The organism is Solilutibacter silvestris (assembly GCF_002895945.1).
In the GTDB taxonomy this organism is placed as follows: domain Bacteria; phylum Pseudomonadota; class Gammaproteobacteria; order Xanthomonadales; family Xanthomonadaceae; genus Solilutibacter; species Solilutibacter silvestris.
The window spans coordinates 707,250-732,158 of sequence record NZ_NPZB01000002.1 but is presented as its reverse complement, the minus strand read 5'-3'; the positions used below and the strand labels follow the sequence as shown (position 1 = coordinate 732,158).

Here is a 24,909-nt window from a genome sequence, read left to right as displayed (position 1 = left end):
GTGATCCATGTGTGCATGTGTGGAGAAATCAGCGTCCGCGCAGGAACCAGCGGTCGATGTCGGCCACGCTGAAATGGGTCCAGGTCGGACGCCCGTGATTGCACTGGCCGGAACGTTCGGTCGCTTCCATGTCCCGCAGCAAGGCGTTCATTTCCGGGATGGTCAGGCGGCGATTGGCGCGCACCGCGCCGTGGCAGGCCATGGTCGACAGCAATTCGTCGCGCGTTTCCGCGACGCGACGGCTGCTGCCGTGTTCGCGCAGGTCGGCCAGCACATCGCGCACCAGGCTTTCGCTGTCGCCATTGGCGAGCAAGGCCGGCACCGAACGAATCGTCACGCTGCCCAACCCGGAGCGTGTCAGTTCGAAGCCGAGTGCCTGCAGCGTCGCGCTTTCCTGTTCGGCGACTTCAGCTTCGCGTTCGGCGACCGCGACGGTGATCGGCACCAGCAGCGGTTGCGTGCGCAGGCCGAGGCCATCGTGCGCGGTCTTCAAGCGTTCGTAGCCGATGCGCTCATGCGCGGCGTGCATATCGACCACGATCAAGCCATCGCGCGCCTGCGCCAGGATGTAGATGCCGTGCAATTGCGCTACGGCGTAGCCCAACGGCGGGATCTCGCCCGCCTCTTCCGCGGGCATCATCGACTGCGTGGCAGTGTCGGCTGTTGTCGCGTACAGCGACTGCCATGCATTCGCGGACTGTTCCGCGACCCGTAGTCCCAATCCATTCTGCGAAAATGATTGCATCGACGCATCGACCTGGAATGGAAACGGCCGATGCTCTTCCGTTGCCGACGACAACGCCTCACGCCCGGCCCGCGCTTCCGCCAAGGTCGCGGCGACCGCGTGATAGACGGCATCGTGGATCAGGCGCGAATCGCGGAAACGCACTTCATGCTTGGCCGGATGCACGTTGACATCGACGCGGCGCGGATCGAGCGTGAGGAACAGCACGTAGGCCGGTTGCCGCCCGTGATAGAGCACGTCGGCGTAGGCCTGTTTCACTCCATGGGCGATGGTGCGATCGCGGATGGAACGACCGTTGACGTAGACATATTGCTGATCGGCGCTGGCACGGTTGTAGGTGGGATCGGCGATCCAGCCCGACACCGTGATGCCACCGGCTTCGTGTTCCATGTGCAGGGCATGGGCAAGGAATTCCGCACCCAGCGTTTCCTGCAATCGCCCTTGTGCGAACAGTCCGGCATCGTTGGCTTCACCGCGATAGCGTCGCGATGGCTTGCCGTTGTGGCTGAGTCGCAATTCGATGTCGGGACGTGCCAGCGCCAGCGAGCGCAGCCACTCCTCGATATGCCCGAGCTCGGTGCGTTCGGCGCGCAGGAATTTGCGGCGCGCCGGCGTGTTGAAGAACAGGTCGCGCACCTCGACGGTGGTTCCGCGCGGATGCGCTTTCGGCACCACCTCGCCGACGCGCCCGCCATCGACCACCAGTTCGGCACCATGGGTGGCATCGCGATGCAGCGAACCCAAACTGAAACGACTCACCGAGGCGATCGACGGCAACGCTTCACCACGGAACCCGAGCGTGCCGACCGCTTCGAGATCCTCCAGCGAGGCGATCTTGCTGGTGGCGTGACGCTGGATCGCCAACGGCAATTCATCGGCGGGGATGCCGCCGCCATCGTCGCGGACGCGGATCAGACGCGTGCCGCCATCCTGCAGTTCGATCTCGATGCGGTGCGCGCCGGCATCGAGCGCGTTCTCGACCAGCTCCTTGACCACCGACGCAGGTCGTTCCACCACCTCGCCCGCGGCAATCTGGTTGATCAGGGTTTCGGGCAGTTGGCGAATCGGCATTGCCAAATGATACCGACTCGGACCTGGTTGCCGATTTCTCAGGGCCGTGCGGCGGTCACGCCACCACCGGCATAAATCGCGGCGTATTGCGTGCCTGGCGGCGGCTGGCGACGGAAATAGGTGTGGATTCCGTTCAGTACCGCGCGCGCCAGTTCGCGCTGGTAGTCGGGGTTGTTGAGCTTGCGTTCTTCCCCGGGATTGCTGATGAAGGCGGTCTCGACCAGCATCGACGGCACGTCCGGCGAACGCAGCACCACGAAGTTGGCGCGATCGATCTCGCCGCGGTGGGTCTTGCCGAGATCGGCGAGCCCACGCAACACCTGCGCGGCGATCTCCTCGGACGCGCGCTGGGTCGCGCTTTGCGAGAGATCGAGCAGTACCGATGCCAGCGTGTTGTCCTTGTCTCGCAGGCGCACGCCACCGACCAGATCGGCGGCGTTTTCCTGATCGGCCAGCCAGCGCGCGGCCTGCGATGTCTGGCCGCGTCGCGACAACACCCACACCGATGAACCGCTCGCCGAGGGGTCGGTGAAGGCATCGGCGTGGATCGCCACGAACATGTCGGCCTTGTGCTTGCGCGCGAGTTGGTAGCGCTGCACCAGTGGAATGAAGAAATCGGAATCGCGGGTCAGGAAGGCCTTCATCCCCGGCGTCGCGTTGATCTGGCGCGCAAGTTCCTTGGCCACCTGCAGGGTGACGTTCTTTTCGAGGGTGCCCGACGCGCCGTGGGCGCCAGTGTCCTGGCCGCCGTGGCCGGCGTCGATGGCGATCAGCAACGGCCGGCCGCCGGCGCGCTTGGCGACATCGGCGAGGGTCCGCACCGGCGCCTGGGCTGTCGGCGTGGTGTTGGCGGGTGGCGCGACGACCACCGGAGGCCGTTCGACCACGGACTGCGGCGGGACGTCCTGTGCCTGTTGCGTTTCGGTGGATGGCGGCGGAACCGGCATCGATGCGACGGGATGCGACGTGTCGCCTTCGCCGTCATCCGGCCATTCGATCACCAGCACGCGGCCGCTGCCGTTCGATTCCATGTGCGGCCGGATCGGCGTGACGTCGCCACGCAGGTCGAAGACCAGTCGCGCCGAACCGGGTTCGGGCGAACCACTGCGGACATCGCGCACCAGACCGGCACCGGGTGGCATCGGCAATCCGTAGCGCACGCCGCTGTCCTTGAAATCGACGACCAGGCGGCGTGGGTTGTCGAGGTTGATGACGCTGTATTCGCTGTCGCGGTCGAGCTGGATTTCGGCGCGGGTGCCGGTGGCGCCCTGGGTCACGCGCACCGCGCGCACCTCTGCCGCCCAGCCGGGCAGTGCGAGCAGCAGAAGGATCATCGAAACCGCCGTTCTTGCCGCGCGCACCATGTGCCCCTGGACCATGCTTTGCCGATTCAAGCATCCTGCTCGTGTCATTTCAACGAATTCCTTGCAAATCGGGAACTTGGGTCAGCAATCTCTCAGGTTTCACGAACTTTTCCAGCCACTCCCGCCCGACATCGGAATCCGCCTCGAAGGCGGCACTGCGACCGCAGCCGACCACTTCGAGCCTGACATGCAGATCGGCCGGCGGCAACGCGCTCGCCCCGCGTTCCGGCCATTCCACCAGCCACAAGCGCCCTTCGTCGGCATCGAGACCGAGGAATTCCAGTTCGCCGGCATCGCCGATGCGGTAGAGATCAAGATGCAGGGCATCGCCGCCCGCGATCGGATAGCGTTCCACCAGGGTGTAGGTCGGGCTGCGGATCGATCCCTGCACAGCCAGTGTCCGCAGCATCGCGCGCGCGAAGGTTGATTTGCCCGCGCCAAGATCGCCATGCAACCAGACCACGGCACGCGCCGGCAAATGCCCGGCCAATTCGCCAGCCAAGGTGATGGTCGCGGCTTCGTCGGGCAGGATGCATGAATTCATGCCGACATTCTCTGCGGAAACACCGACGGCAACGCGGCGATGAGATCGGATGCGAGCAGGCCATATTCGCCCTGCATCGCGCAGACCGCATCGCCAGCGGCGGCATGCAGCACTGCACCGATCCATGCGGCCTCGAAGGCATCCTGATGCTGCGCGCACAACGCCGAGACAATTCCGGTCAGTGCATCGCCCATACCCGCCGAGGCCATGCCGGGGTTTCCGCCATCGACCATGCGTGTTCTTTCGCCCGTTGCCGCGACCAGCGTGCCGTGGCCTTTCAACACCGCGATGCAGTGATAGCGATCGGCCAATGTCTGTGCGGCGTCCTCGCGATTTGCCTGCACTTCATCCGTGGGAATGCCGAGCAATCGCGCCGCTTCGCCCGGATGCGGGGTGATCACACTGCCCGCTGGCAACGGCCGCGGATCGGCAGCAATGAGCGTCAAGGCATCGGCATCGATCACCAGCGGCCGCCGCGTGGCGAGTGCGGCATCCAGCAGCGATTTCGCCCATACATCGCGCCCGAGTCCGGGACCGATGGCGATCACGTCGGCGCTTGCCATCAATTCCGCGATGTCGGATGGCGATTCGACCGCATGCACCATGCATTCCGGTCGCCGCGCCAGCAGCACCGCGACATGCTCGGCGCGAGTTGCCGCCGACACGCGCCCGGCGCCCGCGCGCAACGCGGCTTCCACGCATAGCGCCAATGCACCGCCCATGCCGCGGCCACCGCCAATGCACAGCACATGGCCAAACAGGCCCTTGTGGGCATCGCGCGGGCGTTGCGGAATGCGCGCCTGTGCATCGGCCAGTGTGGCGAGGTCGAACGGGCGCACGGCTGCGATCATGCGTGGATTCTATACTTCACGCATCGTGTCCACGCCCGCCTCCCCTGTCCTGCACGATTCCCAGCGACTGCGCCGACAGATCGACGCGCTGGCGCGTGCGCGCGGTTTCCAGCGCTTCGGCATCTCCGGGATCGAACTCGGCGAAGACATCGCCCACCTCGAACATTGGCTGGTACAGGGACGCCACGGCGACATGGCGTGGATGGAGCGCAATCACGACAAGCGCAGCGCGCCGGAATCACTGGTGCCAGGCACCTTGCGGGTGATCTGCGTCGGCATGGATTACGGCCAGCCGCCCGATGCCGCGTGGGCGACGCTGGACGATGGCGAACGCGCCTATGTCGCGCGCTATGCGCTGGGCCGCGATTACCACAAGCTGATGCGCAAGCGTCTGCAGCAGCTCGCCGATGATGTCGCCGCGGTGATCGGGCCGCTCGGCCATCGCGTCTTCGTCGATTCCGCGCCGGTGCTGGAACGCGCACTGGCACGCAACGCCGGGCTCGGCTGGATCGGCAAGCACACCTGCCTGATCGACAAGGATGGCGGTTCGTGGTTCTTCCTCGGCGAACTGTTCGTCGATCTCGATCTACCTGTCGATGTGCCGGCAACCAATCATTGCGGCACCTGCACGCGCTGCATCGACATCTGCCCGACCCAGGCCATCGTCGCGCCCTACCAGCTCGATGCCCGCCGCTGCATCGCCTATCTCACCATCGAGCATGAGGGCGCGATCGACGAAGCGCTGCGCCCGCTGATCGGCAATCGCATTTTCGGCTGCGACGATTGCCAGCTGGTCTGCCCGTGGAACAAGTTCGCACGTCGCAACGACGAACCCGATTTCCGCGCCCGCAACGCTCTCGACACAGCAACGCTGCCGCAACTGTTCGCCTGGAGCGAAGACGAGTTCCTGCAACGCAGCGAAGGCAGTACGATCCGCCGCAGCGGATACCGCCGTTGGCGCCGCAATATCGCGGTGGCGCTGGGTAATGCGCCATCGACGCCCGAGGTGATCGCGGCGCTGGAATCCGCCCGCAACGAACAGGACGAATTGGTGGCCGAACACGTGCGGTGGGCGCTCGCACAGCACCTGCGCTAGAACCTGTTTACTCCGCAGCTGTCCACAATGTGGTGTCGTAGACGAACACCTCGATGCCGTGTTCGACCTTGGCGAATACCTGGCGTGCGTTCGCGCGCAACGGCTGCATGCTGATATCGAGCATTCCCGACTTGCGCACCACGTCGAGGCGCGGATCGGACAACGGGATACGTTGATTGAGCAATACGCCGGAGTCGTCCACGGCCAGCACGCGCACATGGCGCGCGCTTGTCGACGCGATCCACCCCGGCAAGGCAATCTGCCAGCGCCAACGGTCGTCGGGGCTGACGGGATCAGGCACGCCGGTGCCGACATCGAACATCTCGGTGGCGCGCGCGAATTTCAGCAGGCGTTGTTCGCCGAACTGCAACTGGCTGCGATATTGACGCAATGCATCGCGCTTGCGCGCCAGCGTCGCATCGTCCAGCTGCAACGACCAGCCGGAATGCGCGCCATCTTCGGGAACATGGATGTGGAACGATCCCGCAGCAACGCCGGGAAAACTGCGCAATCCCAGCGTTGCCAACAGCGCCAGCGCGGAATGGTCGGGATGGTAGTCGCCGAAGGCTGGTACCAGCACCAGTGTCGGCGAGAACGCGGCGATGGCGTCGACCAGCAGTGCCAGCGCTTCACCCGATCGCTCCGGCGTCAGCAATCCCGTCAGTCCGCCATCCGGCCACCCGAGGTGCATGCCATCCAGCCCGTCGCAGCGCAGCGCATCCAGCGCGGCGGCAGCCTCCGTCCGTCGCAACGCACCCCAACGCTTGCGCGCCTGGGCATCGAGGCGAAAGCGCCGTTCGATCAATCGCTGCGGCCACGGGTTGTTGTCGCCATCGGTCGCGAACAGCACGCGCGATCGTCCGCCGACACGCGCCACGTCCTGCAGCAATCCGCCACAGGCGATGGTTTCGTCATCCGGATGCGGGGCGATCACCAGCAATCGTGTCGTGGCGTCAAACGTTGGCATCGTCATGTTCATTGTTGTCGCGTCCACGCCTGCATCGCCGCAGGACACCACATCAGGCGATAGCGACCGGCCCGCGGAAGCGTGATCTTCCCATCCCCTGAATCGAAACGCGTTTCCGGGCCGGGTTGTGCGATGTGTTCACCTTCGAGTCGCAACCAGCGGTAGCAACCGGGAATCAACGCCGCGACTGGCAGCGATCCCGCGACCCGTTCGCCGAGTTCGCGCCCCGCGACCCATTCGCCATTGGCATAGGGAATGAAATTCGCGCGCAAGGCGCGGGCGTCGGATTCCGGCAATCGTTCCGGATGCAGCACATGGGCCCCGCGCGATTGGATGTCGGTGACAATCGTATCCGCCAGCAACCCGCGCCGCAGTCGCTCCTGCGTGACCATCTCCAGCACCGGATGGAAGACACGACGGCGGTAGATGCTTTCGCCCTTGGCATCCATCACCGCATCGACCGGCGTGGTGATCGCCAGCACCGTCGCCAGTTGTTCACGATAGTCGTGCAGGCGATCGTGCCACGGCGCGCGGGCAATCAACACGATCGCGGCCAGCACTGCATAGCCGATCCACGCATGCACCAGCGACACCCGCAATCGCGCGAATCCGCGTAGCAACAGCGCTCCCAGCCACGGAGCGAACAACGGCAGCACCGGCAGATAGTCCTGCGAGGTCAGCAACGGCCACGCCGCATAGAGGGAAATCGCGAACAGCCCGCACGATCCCGCCACGAACCAGCGCAACGCGGCAAGCCTCGGATCGGGGCAATGACGGATCCGCCGCCATCCGAAGAACCCCGCAACGATCGCGACAATCCCCGCTTCGAAGCAGCGCAATACCAACTGCGTCGTGTTCGCATCGCGCCCAAAGCCCGGCAGCATGTTGTGGCCTAGTACCGCGTTATGCATGTCAGCCAGGCCGCCGCGCGACGCAACAATCGCGACAACGCTCGCCATCACCGCTGTCGCCGCAGCAGCACCAATCGCCAACCCGCCAGCCAGCGACCACCAACGCGGTCGTGCCTGTTTCGGCAGGCAGACCAGCACGAACGCCACCATCACCAGCGCAGTGCCGAGCAGCGGCAGCGTCTTCAGCGAGCTCGCCATCGCCACGCCGACCGCGAGCCCGACCAGCAATGCGCGCAACATCGGGCGTCGCACCAACACCAGGGCCGCCATCGCCGCGATCCATGCCAGTGCCCACAGGGTGTCGGCGCGGAATTGTCCGGCCATGCGCTCGTAGGTAGGTTCCAGCGCCAACAGCGCCAATCCGAAACTCGCCGCCGATGCGCCCCACAATGCGCGTCCGACGCGCCATGCCAACACGAAGGCCGCGACCGCCAGCGGCACCATCGCCAGGCGCATGCAGTCGAGGATGTCGGCGCGTTCGCCCAGCAGCGTCAGCAACGGCGCGCACAACATGTGGAACAGCGGCATGTGGTTATCGAAGGCGTCGCGATAGGGGACGCCGTGCTGCGTCCATGCCCACACCACGTGCAGGTGTTGCGGTTCGTCGGAATCAAGCGCCGCGCCGCGCACCAACAACAGGCGCAACGCCACGTACAGCATCGCGAGGATGGCGATGCCGTGGCGTGTGATCCACTTCATTTCAGCGCGCGCGACGCCCGAGTTCCGCGATCAGCGTGTCGGTCACTGCATCGCCGGTGGCGCCAGCACCTTTCAACGCCGGCAAGGTGCGATCGGCCAGGCGCTTGCCCAGCTCGACACCGAACTGGTCGAAGGCGTTGATGTTCCACAACACCGATTGTGCGTGCACGCTGTGCTCGTAGAACGCCACCAAGGTGCCCAGCGCCTCTGGCGTCAGTGCGTCCAGCAACAACAACGTGCTCGGGCGTCCGCCCTGGTAATTGCGATGGGGATCGTCCGCCGATTCGCCCATCGCCAAGGCCTGCGCCTGCGCCAGCAGGTTGGCCAGCAGCAATTCGTGGTTGGCGGCATGCGCATGATCAGCATTGACCACGCCGATCAGGTCCATTGGAACGATCGCCGTGCCCTGATGCAGCATCTGGAAATAGCTGTGCTGGGCATCGGTGCCGGCACTGCCCCACCACACCGGCGAGGTCTGCGCGCCGACGGCGGCGCCATCGATCGTCACCGATTTTCCGAGGCTTTCCATCACCAACTGTTGCAGATAGGCCGGCAGCAGTTTCAGGCGGTCGTCGTAGGGCACCACGGCGAGACTGCCGCGTCCGCGCGCATCGCGGTTCCACACCGCGGTGAGTGCATGCCAGATCGAGGGATTGTCGCGTGCCGGCGCTTCCAGGCAATGGCGATCGTAATCGCCGGCACCGCGCAGCAGCGCATCGAAGCGTTCGCAACCGACGGCGATCGCGATCGGGAAACCCACCGCCGACCACAGCGAATAACGCCCGCCGACCCAGTCCCACATCGGCAACACGCGCTCCGCCGCGACGCCGATCGCTTCCGCGCTCGAAGGCTTCGACGTCACCGCATAGGTGCGCGCACCGCCGTCGCCCAGCCACGCGCGCGCGACTTCGGCATTGGCCAGCGTTTCCTGGGTGTTGAACGATTTGGAAATGATGATGAGCGCGGTGGTCGCAGGATCGAGGCCTGCGATCGCGCGTTCCAGCGCGTGGCCATCGACATTGGAGACGAAATGCACGCGCGGCGCATCGGCATCCTGACCGAGCGCATCGACGATGAAACGCGGCCCGAGATCGGAACCACCGATGCCGAGGCTGAGCACATCGCGAATGCCATCGGCGCGCAACTTGCGCACCATCGCGTGCATGCGCTCGCGCGTCGCCTTGGCGACCTCAAAAGCATCGTGCGCGGTCTTGGCCGGCGACAGATCGCCACGCAATGCGGTGTGCAGCGCCGGACGCTGTTCGGTGACGTTGACCACCTCGCCATCGACCATCCGCTTGTACGCAGCGCGAACGCCACGGGAATCGGCGAGAGCTAACAAGGCATCGAGCGCGGCCTTGTCGTAATCCTGGCGCGCGAAGTTGGCGTACAGCGGCCCCGCCCGCAGCGAGAACGACTCCGCTCGCGTTGCGTCAGACCGCAGCAACTCCTGCAGGGACGTTGTGTTCAGGCGCGTGGCCTGGGTATCCAGCGCATCCTGCAGGCCCATGCCCTCAGGCCGCCTGTGCCGGGATGCTGTGATTGGTATGCGTCAACCGGTTGTCGCGATCGACATAGACCAGCGTCGGCTTGTGCTTGGCGGCTTCGGCTTCATCGCACATGCCGTAAGCACAGATGATCACCAGATCACCCGGCTCGGCGTGGTGCGCGGCGGCGCCGTTCACGGAGATGATGCCGCTGCCGGCTTCGGCCCGGATGGCATAGGTGGCGAAGCGCGCACCATTACTGACGTTGTAGATCTCGATCCGCTCGTTGTCACGGATGCCGGAAATGTCCAGCAGGCGGCTGTCGATTGCGCAGGAGCCTTCGTAGTGCAGCTCGGCGTGGGTCACGCTGGCGCGGTGGATCTTGGCCTTGAGCAGGGTGATGTGCATGGCGGTGGACATGATTGGGAGGCGGTCAACCCCTGATTGTAGACCCCTCTTCCGCAGCGCAACAAGCCGGATTCAGGGCAGGTCGAATTCGAGATTGTCGATCAGCCGGGTCGCGCCCAGCCGCGCCGCCAGCAGCGCCACCCGCGGGCCGGATGCGCCATCGCCGGGAACCTCCAGCGCAGGGGTGCGGATCACCGCGTAATCGGGCTGGAAACCGGCGGCCTGCAGCGCGGCGGCGGCCTCTTCTTCCACCTTCGCGCGCGATTCGCCAGCCAGCAGGCGACCACGCATCGACCGCAGGGTGCGATACAGCAACGGCGCGATGGCGCGCTCTTCGGCACTCAGATACTGATTGCGCGAACTCAGGGCCAGGCCATCGTCGTCGCGCCTGATGTCGGCGCCGATGATTTCGATCGGGAACGCGAGATCGCGCACCAAATAGCGGATCACCGCCAGTTGCTGGTAATCCTTGCGGCCGAAGATCGCGACATCCGGTTGCACCTGCAGGAATAGCCGCGATACCACCGTCGTCACACCATCGAAATGACCCGGGCGCGCCGCGCCGTCGAGCACATCGGTGATGCCGGGAACATGCATGCTGACCGCATGATCGGCACCAAACGGATACATCGTGTCGACGCCGGGCAACCACAACACGTCGCAGCCGGCAGCGGCCAACCCTGCCGCATCCTGCTCCGGCGTGCGCGGATAACGCGCGTAATCCTCGTTCGGTCCGAACTGGGTGGGATTGACGAAAACGCTGGCGACGACGCGATCAGCCAGCTGGCGCGCTTGTGCGATCAGCGAGTAATGGCCAGCGTGGAGATTGCCCATGGTCGGCACGAAGGCGATCGATTGTCCGGCGCGGCGCCATTGGCCAAGCGCGGCGCGCAGGCCGCTGAGTTCGGTCAGGATCTGCATGGATCAGTGGGCGTAGGAATGTTCGTCGTCGGGAAAACTGCCATCGCGCACGGCACTGCAATACGCCTGCACCGCGGCGGCGATCGAGCCACTACCGGCAAGGAAATCCTTGACGAAACGCGGCCGGCGATGGCCGCTGTCGAGCCCCAGCATGTCGTGCAGCACCAGCACCTGGCCATCGCAATCGCGACCAGCGCCAATCCCGATGGTGGGAATCTCGAGCGCGCGGGTGATCTCCGCCGCCAGCGACGACGGCACCGCTTCCAGCACCAGCAATGCTGCACCCGCCGCCTGCACGGCGAGCGCGTCCTCGCGCAACTTTGCCGCGGCGGCATCATCGCGGCCCTGCACCCTGAAGCCGCCGAAGCGCAGCACCGACTGCGGCGTCAGCCCGAGATGACCGCACACCGGAATTTCGCGTTCGACCAAGTGACGAATCACCTCGAGCTTGTGGCCCGCGCCTTCCAGCTTGACCATGCCCGCGCCGGCCTGCAGGAAGCGCGTCGCGGCATCGAGCGCGCGTTCGCGGCTGGCATCGGCCTGGAACGGGAAATCGGCGATCACCAGCGCGCGCTGCACCGCGCGACTGACGCAACCGGTGTGATAGACGATGTCATCCACGCTCACGCCCAGCGTGTTCGCCTTGCCCTGCACCACCATGCCCAGCGAGTCACCGACGAGGATCAGGTCGACGCCATTGCCATCGATCACGCGCGCGAATCCGGCATCGTAGGCGGTGAGCATCGTCAGGCGCTTGCCTGCCTGCTTCGCGAGATGCAGATCGGGAACCGTCACCGGCCTGGCGTCACCCGTGCGCGAGGGTTTCATCGGAAGCTCCTGAAGGGGCGACTAGCCTACCCGACCAGCGATGACTGCGGCGACATCTTCCTGCGTCAACCGTTCCAGCGCCTGACGCGCCGGCCCGTCACCGGGAATCACCGCATCCGGCCACACATCGAGCAGCGGCACCAGCGCGAATGCCCGTTCCGCCAGTCGTGGGTGCGGCAACTGCAATCCGTCGCTGTCGATCACGCTCTCGCCATGCAGCAGCAAATCGAGATCAAGTCGACGCGGCCCCCAGCGAGTTTCATTGGCGCGGTCGCGGCCGGCGGCACGCTCGATCTCCAGCAACTGCTGCATCAATTCCTGCGCCGGTTGCGTGGTTTCGATGACGGCCACGGCATTGAGAAAGCGCGGCTGGTCGATCCCGCCCCATGGTGCCGTCGCATACAGCGGCGACAACGTGGCGTGTGTCGTGTGCGGGTCCGTGGAAAGTCGTTCCAGCGCGAAACGAAAGGCCGCTTCGACATCCCCGACATTGCCGCCCAAGCCGATGGCCGCGCGGGTCGCAGCACTCATGACCGTCGGCGACGCCGACGCGGTGCGCGCTGCTCTCCGTCACTGCCCTCATCGTCACCATCGTGCGATTCGGGCGCAGGCATCTCGCCAAGCTGCAACTCCGCCCAATAGGCAACATCACCGGCGTGGCTGGGGCTGGCCTGCTCGCGCAACTTGAGGAAATCGAACGCGGCGCGGAAGCGCGGATGGGCGAGGAAGCGACCGGTGCGCTTGCGCTGGGCGAAACGCGGCTGCAACAACCAGATTTCCTGCATCGGCAACGAGAACCGGCGCGGCAAGGCCACCACCTCGGTCAGGTGCAGCGTCGTGCGATCGGCGGCGCGACGCTGTGCTTCCGCGGCATGCATGCCCTGTCCTTCCAGTTGCGCCAGCGATCGGCAGTACGCCGGCCACAGCAACACCGCGAACAGGAAGGCCGGCGACACCGGCTCGTCGGCGGCAACACGGGCATCGGTGCCAGCGAGTCCGGCGATCACCATCCGTCGCAACGCACCGCTGCGATTCGACGCCAGCGCCTTCGCGGTTTCCGGGAACAACACCGGCAGCAAGCCATGGCGTTCCAGCCCTTCGAAACTCGCCACGGCGTGACCGGACAGGAACAGTTTCAGGCATTCGTCGAACAACCGCGCTGGCGCCGCCTGCCGCAGCAACGGCGCCAGTGCGGCGATCGGTGCAGCGGTGCCCTCAACGATGGTGAATCCAAGCTTGGACGACAAGCGCACCGCGCGCAGCATCCGCACCGGGTCCTCGCGATAGCGGGTCTCGGCATCGCCGATCATGCGCATGTGCCGCGCCACCACATCGTCGAAACCACCGACGTAATCGTGGATGGAGAAATCGGCGATGTTGTAGTACAGGGCATTCGCGGTGAAATCGCGGCGCACCGCGTCTTCCTCGATATTGCCGTAGACGTTGTCGCGCAGCACGCGACCGTCGTCGTGGACTTCACGATCGCCGCTGCCATCGTCGGACGAGGCGCGGAAGGTCGCGACCTCGATGATCTCGCGCCCGAACACCACATGCGCCAGGCGGAAGCGCCGGCCGATCAGGCGACAATTGCGGAACAGCGCGCGCACCTGCTCGGGCGTGGCATCGGTCGCGACGTCGAAATCCTTGGGTTGGACGCCAGCGATCAGATCGCGCACAGCACCACCGACCAGGAACGACGCGTGCCCCGCTTCGTGCAATCGATACAGCACGCGCAGCGCGTTCGGGCTGATCGCCTTGCGCGATACCGTGTGCTGGTCGCGCGTGATGATCCGGAGCTGCTGGCTCAAGCGATCGCCCCTTGGCAGGAACAGCGGGGCGTTTGACTGAATGGGTGCGTCATCCTGATATACTAACAAGCTACCGGCTCGTCCCGCCGGGATCCCCGGCACGAATCGGTGATCGACGACTTTGCTCCCTTCGTCTAGAGGCCCAGGACGTGGCCCTCTCAAGGCTAAAACACGGGTTCGAATCCCGTAGGGAGCGCCAAATAAAAAAGGCCCACGCTTGCGTGGGTCTTTTTTATTTTCGTGTCCCCTTTGGGGTTTGAAGCCGTAGGGTTCGACAGCGGCGCCGGGAGCGCCGCTAGACAGCCGAAGGCTGCCCGCAGGGCGCGGCACATGGATGTGCCGCGTTTATCCCGTAGGGGACGCCGCGATGATCCGACCCCTTCCCCATCACCATTCACGTAAAATACCCATTCGTTCCAGCGGTCGAGTTCAATGCCCTTCGTCGTCACCGACAACTGCATCAAGTGCAAATACACCGATTGCGTCGAGGTGTGCCCGGTCGACTGTTTCCACGAAGGCCCGAACTTCCTGGTGATCGACCCGGACGAATGCATCGACTGCACGTTGTGCGAGCCGGAATGCCCGGCCAATGCGATCTATGCCGAGGATGACGTGCCGGCAGGCCAGGAAGGCTACGTCGCCTTGAATGCCGACCTGGCCAAGGACTGGCCGGTCATCACCACGCGCAAGGATCCGCTGCCGGATGCCGCGGAATGGGATGGCAAGCCGGACAAGCTGCCGCATCTGGAACGCTAACGAAAACGGGCGCCATCGGCGCCCGTTTCACATCACGTCGATCGGATTACTTGGCGAGCGCAGCCTTCAGGGCCGCAATCACCTTGGTCGCTTCGATGCTGGTATCGAGGCTGCCGCGCGGATCGATGGACGAGACATGCACGCCGCCATCCACCGCGGTGGTGCGGACCAGGAAGCCGTGGCCGGAGGCCGTCACGTCATAGGTGCCGAGCAACTGCGACTTGTTGTTGACGGTCACGCCCGGGACGCCTGCCAGCGCGGTGCCAAGCTTGCCGAAGACGTCGTCGCGGGTGCCCGGAACGATGAAGGCGTTGGCGCTTTCACGCGGGGCCGGCGTCGTGGTGGAACCACCGCGCTGGACCTGCGAAGCCGAGACGCTGCTGCTGCCACTGGGAATGTTGATCGAGGCATCGGCCGACGGGCGGTCAAGATCCGGCGGGACCTCCAGCGGACGCGATTCGGCCGCGAGCTTGTAGGCCTCGGTCGTGTGCTGCTTGCCGTGGAACCAGCTGCAGCCGGACGTGGAGAGGGCGGCGACGGCGAGCGCGGCGACAGCGAGACGAGTGCGAACTTGCATGGACAACGTTCTCCGGAAACAGATCGAATGTGGAATCAGGCGGCTTCGAGGTCGCGAACCGCGGCGACGATCGCCGCCAGTCCGGCGCGCGGCCCTGCCGAGAGCGGCAGCAACGGCAGCCGCAGGCCGTGACCATACCCGAACTCGGCCAGCAATGCCTTGACCGGGATGGGGTTGGGTTCAGCGGCGAGAAAGGCATGGAGACCGCGCATCCGTCCGTCCTGGGCCTGGGCATCGGCGGCGCGACCGTCATGGGCAAGGTCGAACAGGCGGCGGAACGCGCGCGGCGCGGCGTTCGATCCCACCGAAACCAGGCCAGCGGCACCGGCAAGAATGGCGCGGCTGGCGGTCGGGTCATCCCCACTCAAGACCGCGAATTGCGGCGAGCGCAGCGCCAACAGGGTCTGCATGCGCGCCTCGCCATCGACCGCTTCCTTGATGGCGATGATGTTCGGATGGCTGGCCAGCCCGGCCACGGTCGCGGGTTGCATGTCGCAGCCGGTGCGGCCGGGAACGTTGTAAAGGACGACCGGCAAGCCACCCTGATCGGCCACGGTGCGGAAATGGGCGATCAAGCCATCCTGGGTCGGGCGGACGTAGGGTGGCGTCACCACCAGCGCGGCATCGGCGCCCAGCTGGGCGGCACGCCGGGTCAGCGCGATGGTCTTGGCGGTGTTGGAGGTGCCGGTTCCGGCCAGCACCGGCACGCGACCGGCTACCTGGCGCACTGCGGCCTGCAGCAACGCATCGTATTCGCCATCGTCCAGGGCATTGGCCTCGCCGGTCGAGCCGGCCACCACGATGCCGTGGACGCCGCCTTCCAGCTGCTGGGCGATCAGCCGTGACCATGCCTCGAAATCGACGGCGCCTTCCAATGTGAACGGGGTCGCCAGTGCCGTGATGATGCCGGAGAGTTGCAAGAGGACGGCCTGCGGGCGTCGGAACAGCCTCCATGTTACTTGCGGCGTGAAATGGCCGGCAAGTATCCTGTGGCTGTCGGCACTCGGCCGGCGCTTGGGCGGACCGCCGCCGGACATGAACACTTTGAGCGATACCGCCGCACGGCCCACGGGCAACGAGAACCACCTCCTGATCAATGCTTATGCGACGCACCCCGGTTCGCCGCTGTTGTCGGTGTCACGACGCATCAGCGATTCCGGCTGCAACCTGGTCGACGCGCGCCTGAGCACGGTTGGTCGCGATGTCTCGGCGAGCATGCTGGCGGTGGGATCGTGGGACGCCATCGCCAAACTGGAAGCGATGCTCGGTCGCCTCGAACGCGAAGAAGGCTACAAGCTCAACTGGTATCGCACCGGGCCGAAGCCGGTGCAGTCCAACCTGATTCCCTACATCGTCGAAGTGGTGGCGGCCGACAAGCCCGGCATCCTGTTCCAGCTCGCCGATTTCTTCGACCGCCAGGGCATCACCGTCGAGAACCTGCACTGCTCGCGCTATCGCGCCATGCAGACCGGTGCCGAGATGTTCACCGCGCAACTCACCATCGGCGTGCCGGCCGACATGCACATCGCCGGGCTGCGCGACGATTTCATGGAATTCTCCGATCGCCTCAATCTCGATGCGATCATGGATCCGATGAAGTTCTAGGACGCATGACCATCGACGCAGGCAAGGCCATCCCGAAATCCGTGCTCAAGCTGCCGCTGGCACTGGGTGATGGAGCGACTGCGACGCTCGCCGATTTCGCCGGCCGCTGGCTCGTCCTCTATTTCTATCCCAAGGATTCCACGCCCGGTTGCACCACCGAAGGGCTGGACTTCCAGGCGTTGCTGGCGAAATTCCGCAAGCTCGGCGCCGATGTGGTTGGCGTGTCACGCGATTCGGTGAAATCGCACGCCAATTTCTGCGCGAAACAGGGCTACACCTTCCCGCTGGTCAGCGACGGCGATGAAGCGTTGTGCCGTGCCTTCGGCGTGATCCAGATGAAGAAACTCTACGGCCGCGAATTCGAGGGGATCGTGCGCAGCACCTTCCTGATCGACCCGCAGGGCAAGGTCGCGCAGGTCTGGCAGCCAGTGAAGGTGGCCGGACACGCGCAGGCCGTGCTCGATGCCATCAAGAGCAAGTCCGCCTGACCACATCACTCCACTGCAAAGGGAATCCACTCGCATGACCAAGGGCAAGCGCATCTACGTGCTGGATACCAATGTGCTGATGCACGATCCCACCGCCCTGTTCAAGTTCGAGGAACATGACGTGTTCCTGCCGATGATGGTGATCGAGGAACTCGACAACAGCAAGAAAGGCACGTCGGAGGCCAGCCGCAACGCCCGCCAGGTCAGCCGCTTCCTCAACGAACTGATCGAGGAACAGGGCACCGACAAGATCGCGACCGGCCTCAAGCTGCGGCCACCGGGCGGACTGCAACTGCGCGGCGATGGCGGCAGCGGCGTGTTGCGCTTCCAGACCAGCGATTTCGGTGGCGGCGCGGCACTCGGCAAGTCGATGCCGGACAACCACATCCTCGCCGCGATCCTGTCGCTGCAGGCGCACGAGCCGGAAACGCCGGTGGTGTTCGTCTCCAAGGACATCAACCTGCGGATCAAGGCGGCGATCGCCGGCATCGTCAGCGAGGACTACGAGAACGATCGCGCGCTCGACGATTTCAGCCTGCTCTACACCGGTTCGCAGGCGCTGCCCGAGGATTTCTGGACGCGCAACGGCGGCAAGGATCTACGCTCGTGGACGGACAAGGGCCGCACCTACTATGAAGTGGTGGTGGCCGAGGGCGACGACTGGCATCCCAACCAGTTCCTCTACCTGCCCGGCGATGAACAATCCGAATTCCGCGTGGTGGCGATCCACGATGGCAAGGCGGTGCTGCAGATCGTCGACGACTATCGCAGCCATCAACATGCGGTATGGGGGATCAGTGCGCGCAACCGCGAACAGAATTTCGCATTGAACGCACTGATGGATCCCGAGATCGACTTTGTCACCCTGCTCGGCACCGCCGGCACCGGCAAGACGCTGCTGACGCTGGCCGCTGGCCTCGCGCAGACGATGGATGCGCAGCGCTATCGCGAGATCATCATGACCCGCGCGACGGTGAGCGTCGGCGAGGACATCGGCTTCCTGCCCGGCACCGAGGAAGAAAAGATGACGCCGTGGATGGGCGCGCTGACCGACAACCTCGAAGTGCTGATGCCGAACAACAAGGAAGGTGGATCGTGGGGACGCGCGGCGACCAATGACCTGCTGGCCTCGCGCATCAAGATCCGTTCGATGAACTTCATGCGTGGCCGCACCCTGCTCAGCCGCTACCTGATCCTCGACGAAGCGCAGAACCTGACGCCGAAGCAGATGAAGACGCTGGTCACGCGCGCAGGCCCGGGCACCAAGATCGTCTGCCTCGGCAATGTCGAGCAGATCGACACGCCCTACCTCACCGAAACGACCTCCGGCCTGACCTACGTGGTCGATCGCTTCAAGAACTGGGAGCACAGCGCACACGTCACGCTGCGTCGCGGCGAGCGTTCGCGACTGGCGGATTACGCGTCGGAAACGCTGTAACGCGGATGGGCATGTCTGTGCCGCGCTGGGTGTGGATCGGCGCAGGGTCGCTGGCCTGCATCGCCGGCATGGTGAACGTGGTCGGATTCCTCGGCTTCGAGCATCAGGCGATCACCCATCTCACCGGCACCACCAGCCTGCTCGGCGCAGCGATCGCGCATGGCGACACCCGCGCGACGCTGCGGCTGGGCGGCATGGCGCTGGCATTCCTCGCTGGCGCTGCGTTGAGCGGCATGATCATCCAGGACAGCACGCTGCGCATCGGCCGTCGTTACGGCATCGTGCTGGTACTGGAGTCGTTGCTGTTGTTCCTCGCCATTCCGCTCTTCGGTCACGACTCGATCGAAGGACCGCTACTGGCGGCGATAGCCTGCGGGCTACAAAACGCGATGGCGACGACCTTCAGCGGCGCGGTGATCCGCACCACGCACCTGAGCGGGATGTTCACCGATCTCGGCATCGGCATCGGTCATGCCTTGCGTGGCCTGCCGCTGCCGAAACGGCGACTGATGCTGAGCGCACTCATCATCGGCAGCTTCCTTGGCGGCGGAATCATCGGCGGATGGCTGTTCGTGCGATTCGCCTATGACGCGCTGTTGTTGCCTGCCGCACTGACCGGTGTGGTCGGTACCGGTTACGCGCTGTATCGCCAATGGGCGGTCATGCACGACAAGGTGCGCGCGTGACCCCCTCCGTCCTCACCATTGCCGGCAGCGACTCCGGCGGTGGCGCCGGTATCCAGGCCGATCTCAAGACATTCGCCGCGCATGGCGTACACGGTCTTTCCGCGATTGCCGCACTGACCGCGCAGAACACCCGCGGCGTGACTGCCGTGCACGTTCCGCCGGTGGAATTCCTGCGTGCGCAGCTTGCTGCCTGTTTCGACGATTTCGACGTGGGTGCGGTGAAGATCGGGATGCTGGCGAATCGTGAAGTGATCGACACCGTGGTGGATGTGTTGTCGCGGAGAAAACACGCACGATCCGACCTTGCCATCGTCCTCGATCCGGTGATGATCGCGACCTCCGGCGCACGCTTGCTGGAGGATAGTGCGATCGACGCCTTGCGCACGCGCCTGTTGCCGCTCGCCGATGTCGTCACCCCCAACGTGCCGGAAGCCGAAGCATTGGGATCGGGACAGATCCGCACGCGCGACGACCTCGAACGCGCGGCGAACACGCTGCTCACGCTGGGCGCGCGTTCGGTCTTCCTGAAAGGCGGCCATGTTCCCGGCGACCCCGTGCGCGATCTTTTCCTCGACACGAATGGAGCCACCACCATCGAACATCCGCGCATCGACGTCGAAGGCCACGGCACCGGCTGCACGCTGTCCTCGGCGATCGCCGCGAATCTCGCGCTGGGACTGTCGCCACGCGAGGCCTGCCTCGCCGCATCGGACTACGTACACCGCGCGTTGCTGGCCGGCAGCCAACCGGGATCGGGCGGATTGACGGTGCTGGGGCATTGGAACGCCGGAAATCGCTGAAACCATCGGCGGAACGCCATGATCCAGCAGCATCGGCGGTTCTCTGCGAAAATTGCCGTCTTGGCCCCGTAGCTCAGCTGGATAGAGCGGTCCCCTCCTAAGGGACAGGTCGTGCGTTCGAATCGCGCCGGGGCCACCATTCTTGATATCGATCCCTTGGAGATCCCATGTCCCTGCATCCCGTCCTGTCCGCGCTCGGCCTGAGCGAAAACGAATCCGGCACCTATCTCGGCAATGACGAATGGTCGAAGACCAGCGATGCCGGCGTGCTGGAACCGGTGAACCCGACCACCGGCGACGTGCTGGGCAAGGTGCTCGCCTCGTCGCAATCGGACTACGACACCATCGTCGAGCGCGCGCAGGCGTCCTTCAAGGTGTGGCGCAAGACGCCGGCACCGCGCCGCGGTGAGGCGATCCGCCTGTGTGCCGACGCGCTGCGTGCGCACAAGGACGCGCTGGGTTCGCTGGTCGCGCTGGAAATGGGCAAGTCGAAACCGGAAGGCGACGGCGAGGTGCAGGAGATGATCGACATCGGCGATTTCGCCGTCGGCCTGTCGCGCCAGTTGTACGGCCTGACCATGCATAGCGAGCGCCCCGGCCATCGCATGTACGAACAGTGGCATCCGCTCGGGCTGATCGGGATCATCTCGGCATTCAATTTCCCGGTCGCGGTGTGGGCGTGGAACAGCTTCATCGCCGCGGTGTGCGGTGACGTCACGATCTGGAAGCCCTCGCCGAAGACGCCGCTGTCGGCGATCGCGTCGATGAAAATCTGCAACGAAGCGCTGAAGGCCGGCGGTTTCCCCGATCTGTTCTTCCTGTTCAACGATGCCGGCACCGAACTGGCGCAGACCTTCGTCGATGACAAGCGCATCGCGCTGGTGAGCTTCACCGGATCGACCAAGGTTGGCCGCAACGTCGGCGAGCGCGTCGCCGCGCGCATGGGCCGCAGCCTGCTGGAACTCGGCGGCAACAACGCGATCATCGTCGATGAAAGCGCCGACCTGAAAATGGCGATCCCGGCGATCGTGTTCGGCGCGGTTGGCACCGCCGGCCAGCGTTGCACCACGACACGTCGATTGTTCGTCCACGAATCGATCTACGACGACGTGCTGAGCAAGCTCAAGACCGCGTACGCGCAGGTGGAAAAGAAGATCGGCGATCCCACCGATCCCGCCAATCTGATGGGTCCGCTCAACAGCCAGGATGGCGTCAAGGGCTTCCTCGCCGCAATCGAGAAGGCCAAGGCCAGCGGCGGCATCATCGAAAGTGGTGGCAAAGCACTGAGCGATCGCAAGGGCAACTTCGTGCTGCCGGCGATCGTGACCGGGCTCGCCAACACGGCCGAGATCGTCCAGCACGAAACCTTCGCACCGATCCTCTACGTGATGAAGTATCGCGACCTCGACGACGCCATCGACATGCAGAACGACGTGCCGCAGGGCCTGTCGTCGTCGATCTTCACCACCAACCTCAAGCGCGCGGAAGCCTTCCTCGCGGCATCGGGTTCGGATTGCGGCATCGCCAACGTCAACATCGGCACCAGCGGCGCGGAAATCGGCGGCGCCTTCGGTGGCGAGAAGGAAACCGGCGGCGGTCGCGAATCGGGATCGGATGCATGGCGCGCCTACATGCGTCGCCAGACCAACACCATCAACTACTCCGACGCGCTGCCGTTGGCGCAGGGCATCAAGTTCGACCTTTGATCGACTGATGTATTCCCTCGCCCGCCCCTTGCTGATGTCCCTCGATGCCGAGCGCGCGCACGACCGTGCGTTGCGCTGGCTCGACCGTGCCCACGGTCTGGGCTTGCAGGGATTGCTGGTGCGTCCGCCGCCGGCGTTGCCGACCTCCGCGCTGGGCCTGCGTTTCCCCAATCCGGTGGGATTGGCTGCGGGACTCGACAAGAACGGCGCACACGTTGACGCGTTGTTCGGACTCGGCTTCGGCTTCGTCGAGGTCGGCACGGTCACGCCGCGACCGCAGGTCGGCAACCCGTTGCCGCGACTGTTCCGGGTCGCCGACCATGACGCCATCATCAATCGCATGGGCTTCAACAACGACGGCATCGACGCGCTGGTGCGCAATGTCGAACGCTCGAAGCATGTCCATTCGGGCGCGCAGCGCGGCATCCTCGGCATCAACATCGGCAAGAACCGCGACACCGCCAATGCCGATGCGCTGAACGATTACCTGCTGTGCCTGGAACGCGCCTATCCGCTCGCGGACTACATCGCGGTCAACATCTCCTCGCCCAACACCGCAGGCCTGCGCGAATTGCAGGAAGAACAATCGCTGCGACGGCTGGTCTCCGGCTTGCGCGACGCCCAGGAACGACTGTCGGGACAACATCGCCGGCGCGTGCCACTGCTGGTGAAGATTTCGCCAGACCTGAGCGACGAGGATATCGATGCGATCGCCCGCGTCTTCAACGATCTCGCCATCGACGGCGTGATCGCCACCAATACCACGGTCTCGCGCAGTGAAATCCAGTCGAGTCCGCTGGCTGCAGAAGCCGGCGGCTTGTCCGGCGCGCCGCTACTGGAACGTTCCACCGCGATCCTGCGGCGCCTGCGCGCGCGCCTGGCCGACAACATCCCGATGATCGGCGTCGGCGGAATTTCCAGTGGCACCGATGCCATCGCCAAGACGGCTGCGGGCGCCAAGCTGGTACAGCTCTACAGCGGCCTGATCTATCGCGGGCCGCGGCTGATCCGCGAATGCGTCGACGCGATCCACCGCCGCACCCAGCAAGCTTCGACCCCCACGCTGAAATGAGCACGGGCCTGCAGATCACCCGCGCGCTGTCGCTGCGCACGCACAACACATTCGGAATCGATGTCACCACGCCACTGGCGTTGCGCGTCGATGATCCGGCGCGACTGCCGGAAGCGCTGGCGATGGCGCCGGATGCATTGATACTCGGCGGTGGCAGCAACCTGCTGTTGGTGCGCGCGCCCGATGCAGTGCTGGAACTCGCCAACGACGACATCGCCGTGATCGCAGAAAACGCCGATCACGTCCATGTGCGTTGCGGCGCCGGCGCGGTCTGGCACGACTTCGTGATGGCGACGCTGCAGCGCGGCTGGTCGGGACTGGAAAATCTCGCGCTGATTCCTGGCGCGGTCGGCGCATCGCCGATCCAGAACATCGGCGCCTATGGCGTCGAAGTGATGGAACGGATCATCGCAGTCGACGCCTGGGATCGCACCGATACGCGGTGGGTGCGCTTCGACAACAGCGACTGCGCGTTCACCTATCGCGACAGCCGTTTCAAGCACGAACCCGATCGCTACGTCGTCACCGCGGTGGAATTTCGCCTCGATCGTCAACCGCGTCTGCGGCTGGACTACGCCGGCATCCGCGACGAACTAGCTGCGATGGCGCGCACGAACCCGAACGCGCGCGACATCGCTGACGCGGTGATCCGCATTCGTCGCCGTAAGCTGCCCGATCCAGCGGTGATCGGCAATGCCGGCAGCTTCTTCAAGAATCCGATCGTAGCGGCCGCTGTAGCCGAAGGTTTGCGCAGCGAACATGCCGATCTCCCGGTCTTCCCCGCCGGATCGACAGAGCAGCGAAAATTGTCCGCCGCGTGGCTGATCGATCGTTGCGGCTGGAAAGGTCATCGCGACGGCGACGCCGGTGTCTCCGCCGGGCATGCGCTGGTGCTGGTGAACCACGGTCACGCGACCGGCGCGCAACTGCTCGACCTGGCGCGGCGCATCGCCGTGTCGGTGCGGGAACGCTTCGGCGTGGCGATCGAGCCGGAGCCGCGCATCATTGGTTCGAGTTGGTGAGCGCGGCACGGTGAACGCGCAGACGCCTGCCATCACCACGCAACGCACGCCGTTGTTGCGCGCCGCGTTCTACATGCTGCTCAGCACGATCGGTTTCGGGCTAATGGCGGTCACCATCCGTCTCGCCTCGCGCACGGAATCGACGCTGGAAATCGCCTTCTTCCGCAATTTCTTCGGCCTGCTCGCGCTGCTGCCGATGTTAGTGGCGCCGGCCCTGCGCACTGCAAACCCGCGCGTGACCTTCCGTGCCAGCGTGCACACCACGCGCCTGTCGCGCTACGGCGTGCGCGCATTGATCGGCATGATCGGGATGTTCCTCGGCTTCTGGTCGATCGCCAATCTGCCGCTGTCGCAAGCGATCGCACTGGCGTATTCCTCGCCGATCTTCGTCACCATTGCCGCCGTGCTGATGCTCGGTGAAGTGGTGCGCGTGAGGCGCTGGGTCGCCGTCATCATCGGCTTCATCGGCATGCTGGTGATCGTGCGACCGTTCTCGCAATCGTTCACGCTCGGCTCGCTGGTGGCGGTCGGCGCGGCGATCACGAGCGCGATCGTCGCCATCCAGATCAAGCAACTGGCCACCACCGACAGCCCGGACACCATCGTGTTCTGGACCTACATGCTGTGGGTGCCGATGTCGCTGATCGCCGTGCTGTTCCAGTGGCGCTGGCCGCACGGCATCTCGTGGTTGTGGCTGGCGTTGACCGGCGTACTGGGAACCGTCGGCCAGGTGATGTGGACGCGCGCGCTCAAGCTCGGCGAAGTCTCGGCGCTGACGCCGATCAGCTTCGTGCAACTGGTGGTGGTGACGATTGCCGGCTGGCTGCTGTTCGGCGAACACGTCGATCGCTGGACGCTGCTGGGCGCTGGCATCATCTTCGCATCGACCGCCTACATCGCCCATCGCGAGACCGTGCTGGTGCGCCAGAAACGCAGCAACGCCCCCAGCGAAACGGTCGAAGCCGGGCTTTGATCCGCCGCCTCCACGCCGCCGCGTGACCAATGGCACAGGGGCCGCGCCACATAGAGGCGTAGCGTCGCTGGATCGATCGAAGGGAA

The 24,909-nt window shown here is 65.1% G+C and carries 25 protein-coding genes and 2 tRNA genes; 13 read left to right on the top strand and 14 right to left on the bottom strand.

Going from position 1 to position 24,909, the window contains the following annotated elements; all coding sequences use genetic code 11:
* Positions 1–28: 28 nt before the first annotated feature.
* The 4 genes from mutL to Lysil_RS11045 are packed head-to-tail and all read right to left on the bottom strand — an operon-like array spanning position 29 to position 4,575.
* The gene (gene mutL / locus Lysil_RS11060; protein WP_103075626.1) at positions 29–1,816 is read right to left on the bottom strand and encodes a DNA mismatch repair endonuclease MutL; all 1,788 of its coding nucleotides are present in this window, start codon (positions 1,814–1,816) and stop codon (positions 29–31) included.
* A 38-nt stretch (positions 1,817–1,854) separates the two neighbouring features.
* The gene (locus tag Lysil_RS11055) at positions 1,855–3,195 is read right to left on the bottom strand and encodes an N-acetylmuramoyl-L-alanine amidase (protein ID WP_103075625.1); all 1,341 of its coding nucleotides are present in this window, start codon (positions 3,193–3,195) and stop codon (positions 1,855–1,857) included.
* A 34-nt stretch (positions 3,196–3,229) separates the two neighbouring features.
* Entirely contained in the window at positions 3,230–3,724 is a 495-nt protein-coding gene (tsaE, locus tag Lysil_RS11050) for a tRNA (adenosine(37)-N6)-threonylcarbamoyltransferase complex ATPase subunit type 1 TsaE (RefSeq protein WP_103075624.1), read from the bottom strand.
* Positions 3,721–4,575, bottom strand: coding sequence for an NAD(P)H-hydrate dehydratase (locus Lysil_RS11045; RefSeq protein WP_103075623.1), 855 nt, complete (start codon positions 4,573–4,575; stop codon positions 3,721–3,723). The genes tsaE and Lysil_RS11045 overlap by 4 nt, the downstream gene beginning before the upstream one ends.
* Here Lysil_RS11045 and queG point away from each other — a divergent pair.
* Positions 4,574–5,671 (top strand): tRNA epoxyqueuosine(34) reductase QueG, encoded by a 1,098-nt coding sequence (gene queG, locus Lysil_RS11040; protein ID WP_103075622.1) that lies wholly within the window; start codon positions 4,574–4,576, stop codon positions 5,669–5,671. The genes Lysil_RS11045 and queG overlap by 2 nt on opposite strands.
* 7 nt (positions 5,672–5,678) lie before the next feature.
* Here queG and Lysil_RS11035 read toward each other — a convergent pair whose 3' ends face one another.
* From Lysil_RS11035 to pcnB, 8 genes are all read right to left on the bottom strand, one after another.
* A complete protein-coding gene (locus Lysil_RS11035; protein WP_165782473.1) occupies positions 5,679–6,644 on the bottom strand; it encodes a PIG-L deacetylase family protein in 966 nt (321 codons plus the stop codon).
* Positions 6,645–6,646: 2 nt separating this feature from the next.
* Positions 6,647–8,248, bottom strand: coding sequence for a hypothetical protein (locus Lysil_RS11030; protein ID WP_103075620.1), 1,602 nt, complete (start codon positions 8,246–8,248; stop codon positions 6,647–6,649).
* Position 8,249: 1 nt separating this feature from the next.
* Positions 8,250–9,758 (bottom strand): glucose-6-phosphate isomerase, encoded by a 1,509-nt coding sequence (gene pgi, locus Lysil_RS11025; protein ID WP_103075619.1) that lies wholly within the window; start codon positions 9,756–9,758, stop codon positions 8,250–8,252.
* A 4-nt stretch (positions 9,759–9,762) separates the two neighbouring features.
* Positions 9,763–10,143: an aspartate 1-decarboxylase gene (panD, locus tag Lysil_RS11020; protein ID WP_103076033.1), complete on the bottom strand. Its 381-nt coding sequence runs from the start codon at positions 10,141–10,143 to the stop codon at positions 9,763–9,765.
* 72 nt (positions 10,144–10,215) lie between these two features.
* Positions 10,216–11,064 (bottom strand): pantoate--beta-alanine ligase, encoded by an 849-nt coding sequence (panC, locus tag Lysil_RS11015; RefSeq protein ID WP_103075618.1) that lies wholly within the window; start codon positions 11,062–11,064, stop codon positions 10,216–10,218.
* A gap of 3 nt (positions 11,065–11,067) precedes the next feature.
* Entirely contained in the window at positions 11,068–11,892 is an 825-nt protein-coding gene (gene panB, locus Lysil_RS11010) for a 3-methyl-2-oxobutanoate hydroxymethyltransferase (RefSeq protein ID WP_103075617.1), read from the bottom strand.
* Between the two features lie 21 nt (positions 11,893–11,913).
* Positions 11,914–12,423 carry a 2-amino-4-hydroxy-6-hydroxymethyldihydropteridine diphosphokinase gene (gene folK, locus Lysil_RS11005; RefSeq protein ID WP_103075616.1) on the bottom strand — a complete coding sequence of 170 codons (510 nt, stop codon included), beginning with the start codon at positions 12,421–12,423 and terminating at the stop codon, positions 11,914–11,916.
* Positions 12,420–13,700: a polynucleotide adenylyltransferase PcnB gene (gene pcnB / locus Lysil_RS11000; RefSeq protein ID WP_103075615.1), complete on the bottom strand. Its 1,281-nt coding sequence runs from the start codon at positions 13,698–13,700 to the stop codon at positions 12,420–12,422. Before pcnB ends, folK begins: the two co-directional genes overlap by 4 nt.
* A 123-nt stretch (positions 13,701–13,823) precedes the next feature.
* Between pcnB and Lysil_RS10995 the strand changes: the two genes are divergently transcribed.
* Positions 13,824–13,899 (top strand) — tRNA-Glu (locus tag Lysil_RS10995).
* Positions 13,900–14,132: 233 nt separating this feature from the next.
* The gene (fdxA, locus tag Lysil_RS10990; protein WP_103075614.1) at positions 14,133–14,456 is read left to right on the top strand and encodes a ferredoxin FdxA; all 324 of its coding nucleotides are present in this window, start codon (positions 14,133–14,135) and stop codon (positions 14,454–14,456) included.
* 46 nt (positions 14,457–14,502) lie between these two features.
* Here fdxA and Lysil_RS10985 read toward each other — a convergent pair whose 3' ends face one another.
* Together Lysil_RS10985 and dapA are read right to left on the bottom strand one after the other, a co-directional pair.
* A complete protein-coding gene (locus tag Lysil_RS10985) occupies positions 14,503–15,033 on the bottom strand; it encodes a hypothetical protein (protein WP_103075613.1) in 531 nt (176 codons plus the stop codon).
* Positions 15,034–15,068: 35 nt separating this feature from the next.
* On the bottom strand, positions 15,069–15,953 hold the full coding sequence (dapA, locus tag Lysil_RS10980) for a 4-hydroxy-tetrahydrodipicolinate synthase (RefSeq protein WP_103075612.1): 885 nt from the start codon (positions 15,951–15,953) through the stop codon (positions 15,069–15,071).
* Positions 15,954–16,068: 115 nt separating this feature from the next.
* On the opposite strand from dapA, the gene Lysil_RS10975 reads away from it, so the two are divergent.
* The 10 genes from Lysil_RS10975 to Lysil_RS10930 all read left to right on the top strand — a co-directional run bounded on the left by Lysil_RS10975 (position 16,069) and on the right by Lysil_RS10930 (position 24,823).
* The gene (locus tag Lysil_RS10975) at positions 16,069–16,638 is read left to right on the top strand and encodes a glycine cleavage system transcriptional repressor (RefSeq protein ID WP_103076032.1); all 570 of its coding nucleotides are present in this window, start codon (positions 16,069–16,071) and stop codon (positions 16,636–16,638) included.
* A gap of 5 nt (positions 16,639–16,643) precedes the next feature.
* Positions 16,644–17,126 (top strand): peroxiredoxin, encoded by a 483-nt coding sequence (locus Lysil_RS10970; protein ID WP_103075611.1) that lies wholly within the window; start codon positions 16,644–16,646, stop codon positions 17,124–17,126.
* Between the two features lie 34 nt (positions 17,127–17,160).
* The gene (locus Lysil_RS10965) at positions 17,161–18,564 is read left to right on the top strand and encodes a PhoH family protein (protein ID WP_103075610.1); all 1,404 of its coding nucleotides are present in this window, start codon (positions 17,161–17,163) and stop codon (positions 18,562–18,564) included.
* Between the two features lie 5 nt (positions 18,565–18,569).
* Positions 18,570–19,250 carry a YoaK family protein gene (locus tag Lysil_RS10960; protein ID WP_103075609.1) on the top strand — a complete coding sequence of 227 codons (681 nt, stop codon included), beginning with the start codon at positions 18,570–18,572 and terminating at the stop codon, positions 19,248–19,250.
* Positions 19,247–20,050 carry a bifunctional hydroxymethylpyrimidine kinase/phosphomethylpyrimidine kinase gene (gene thiD, locus Lysil_RS10955; protein ID WP_240600518.1) on the top strand — a complete coding sequence of 268 codons (804 nt, stop codon included), beginning with the start codon at positions 19,247–19,249 and terminating at the stop codon, positions 20,048–20,050. Before Lysil_RS10960 ends, thiD begins: the two co-directional genes overlap by 4 nt.
* A gap of 62 nt (positions 20,051–20,112) precedes the next feature.
* Positions 20,113–20,189: transfer RNA gene (locus Lysil_RS10950), tRNA-Arg, on the top strand.
* A 28-nt stretch (positions 20,190–20,217) separates the two neighbouring features.
* The gene (gene amaB / locus Lysil_RS10945; protein ID WP_103075607.1) at positions 20,218–21,756 is read left to right on the top strand and encodes an L-piperidine-6-carboxylate dehydrogenase; all 1,539 of its coding nucleotides are present in this window, start codon (positions 20,218–20,220) and stop codon (positions 21,754–21,756) included.
* A gap of 7 nt (positions 21,757–21,763) precedes the next feature.
* A complete protein-coding gene (locus Lysil_RS10940) occupies positions 21,764–22,828 on the top strand; it encodes a quinone-dependent dihydroorotate dehydrogenase (RefSeq protein WP_103075606.1) in 1,065 nt (354 codons plus the stop codon).
* Complete coding sequence (murB, locus tag Lysil_RS10935) at positions 22,825–23,850, top strand: UDP-N-acetylmuramate dehydrogenase (RefSeq protein WP_103075605.1); 1,026 nt, start codon at positions 22,825–22,827, stop codon at positions 23,848–23,850. Before Lysil_RS10940 ends, murB begins: the two co-directional genes overlap by 4 nt.
* Before the next feature lie 73 nt (positions 23,851–23,923).
* Entirely contained in the window at positions 23,924–24,823 is a 900-nt protein-coding gene (locus tag Lysil_RS10930) for a DMT family transporter (protein WP_103076031.1), read from the top strand.
* The last annotated feature ends 86 nt before the right edge of the window (positions 24,824–24,909 follow it).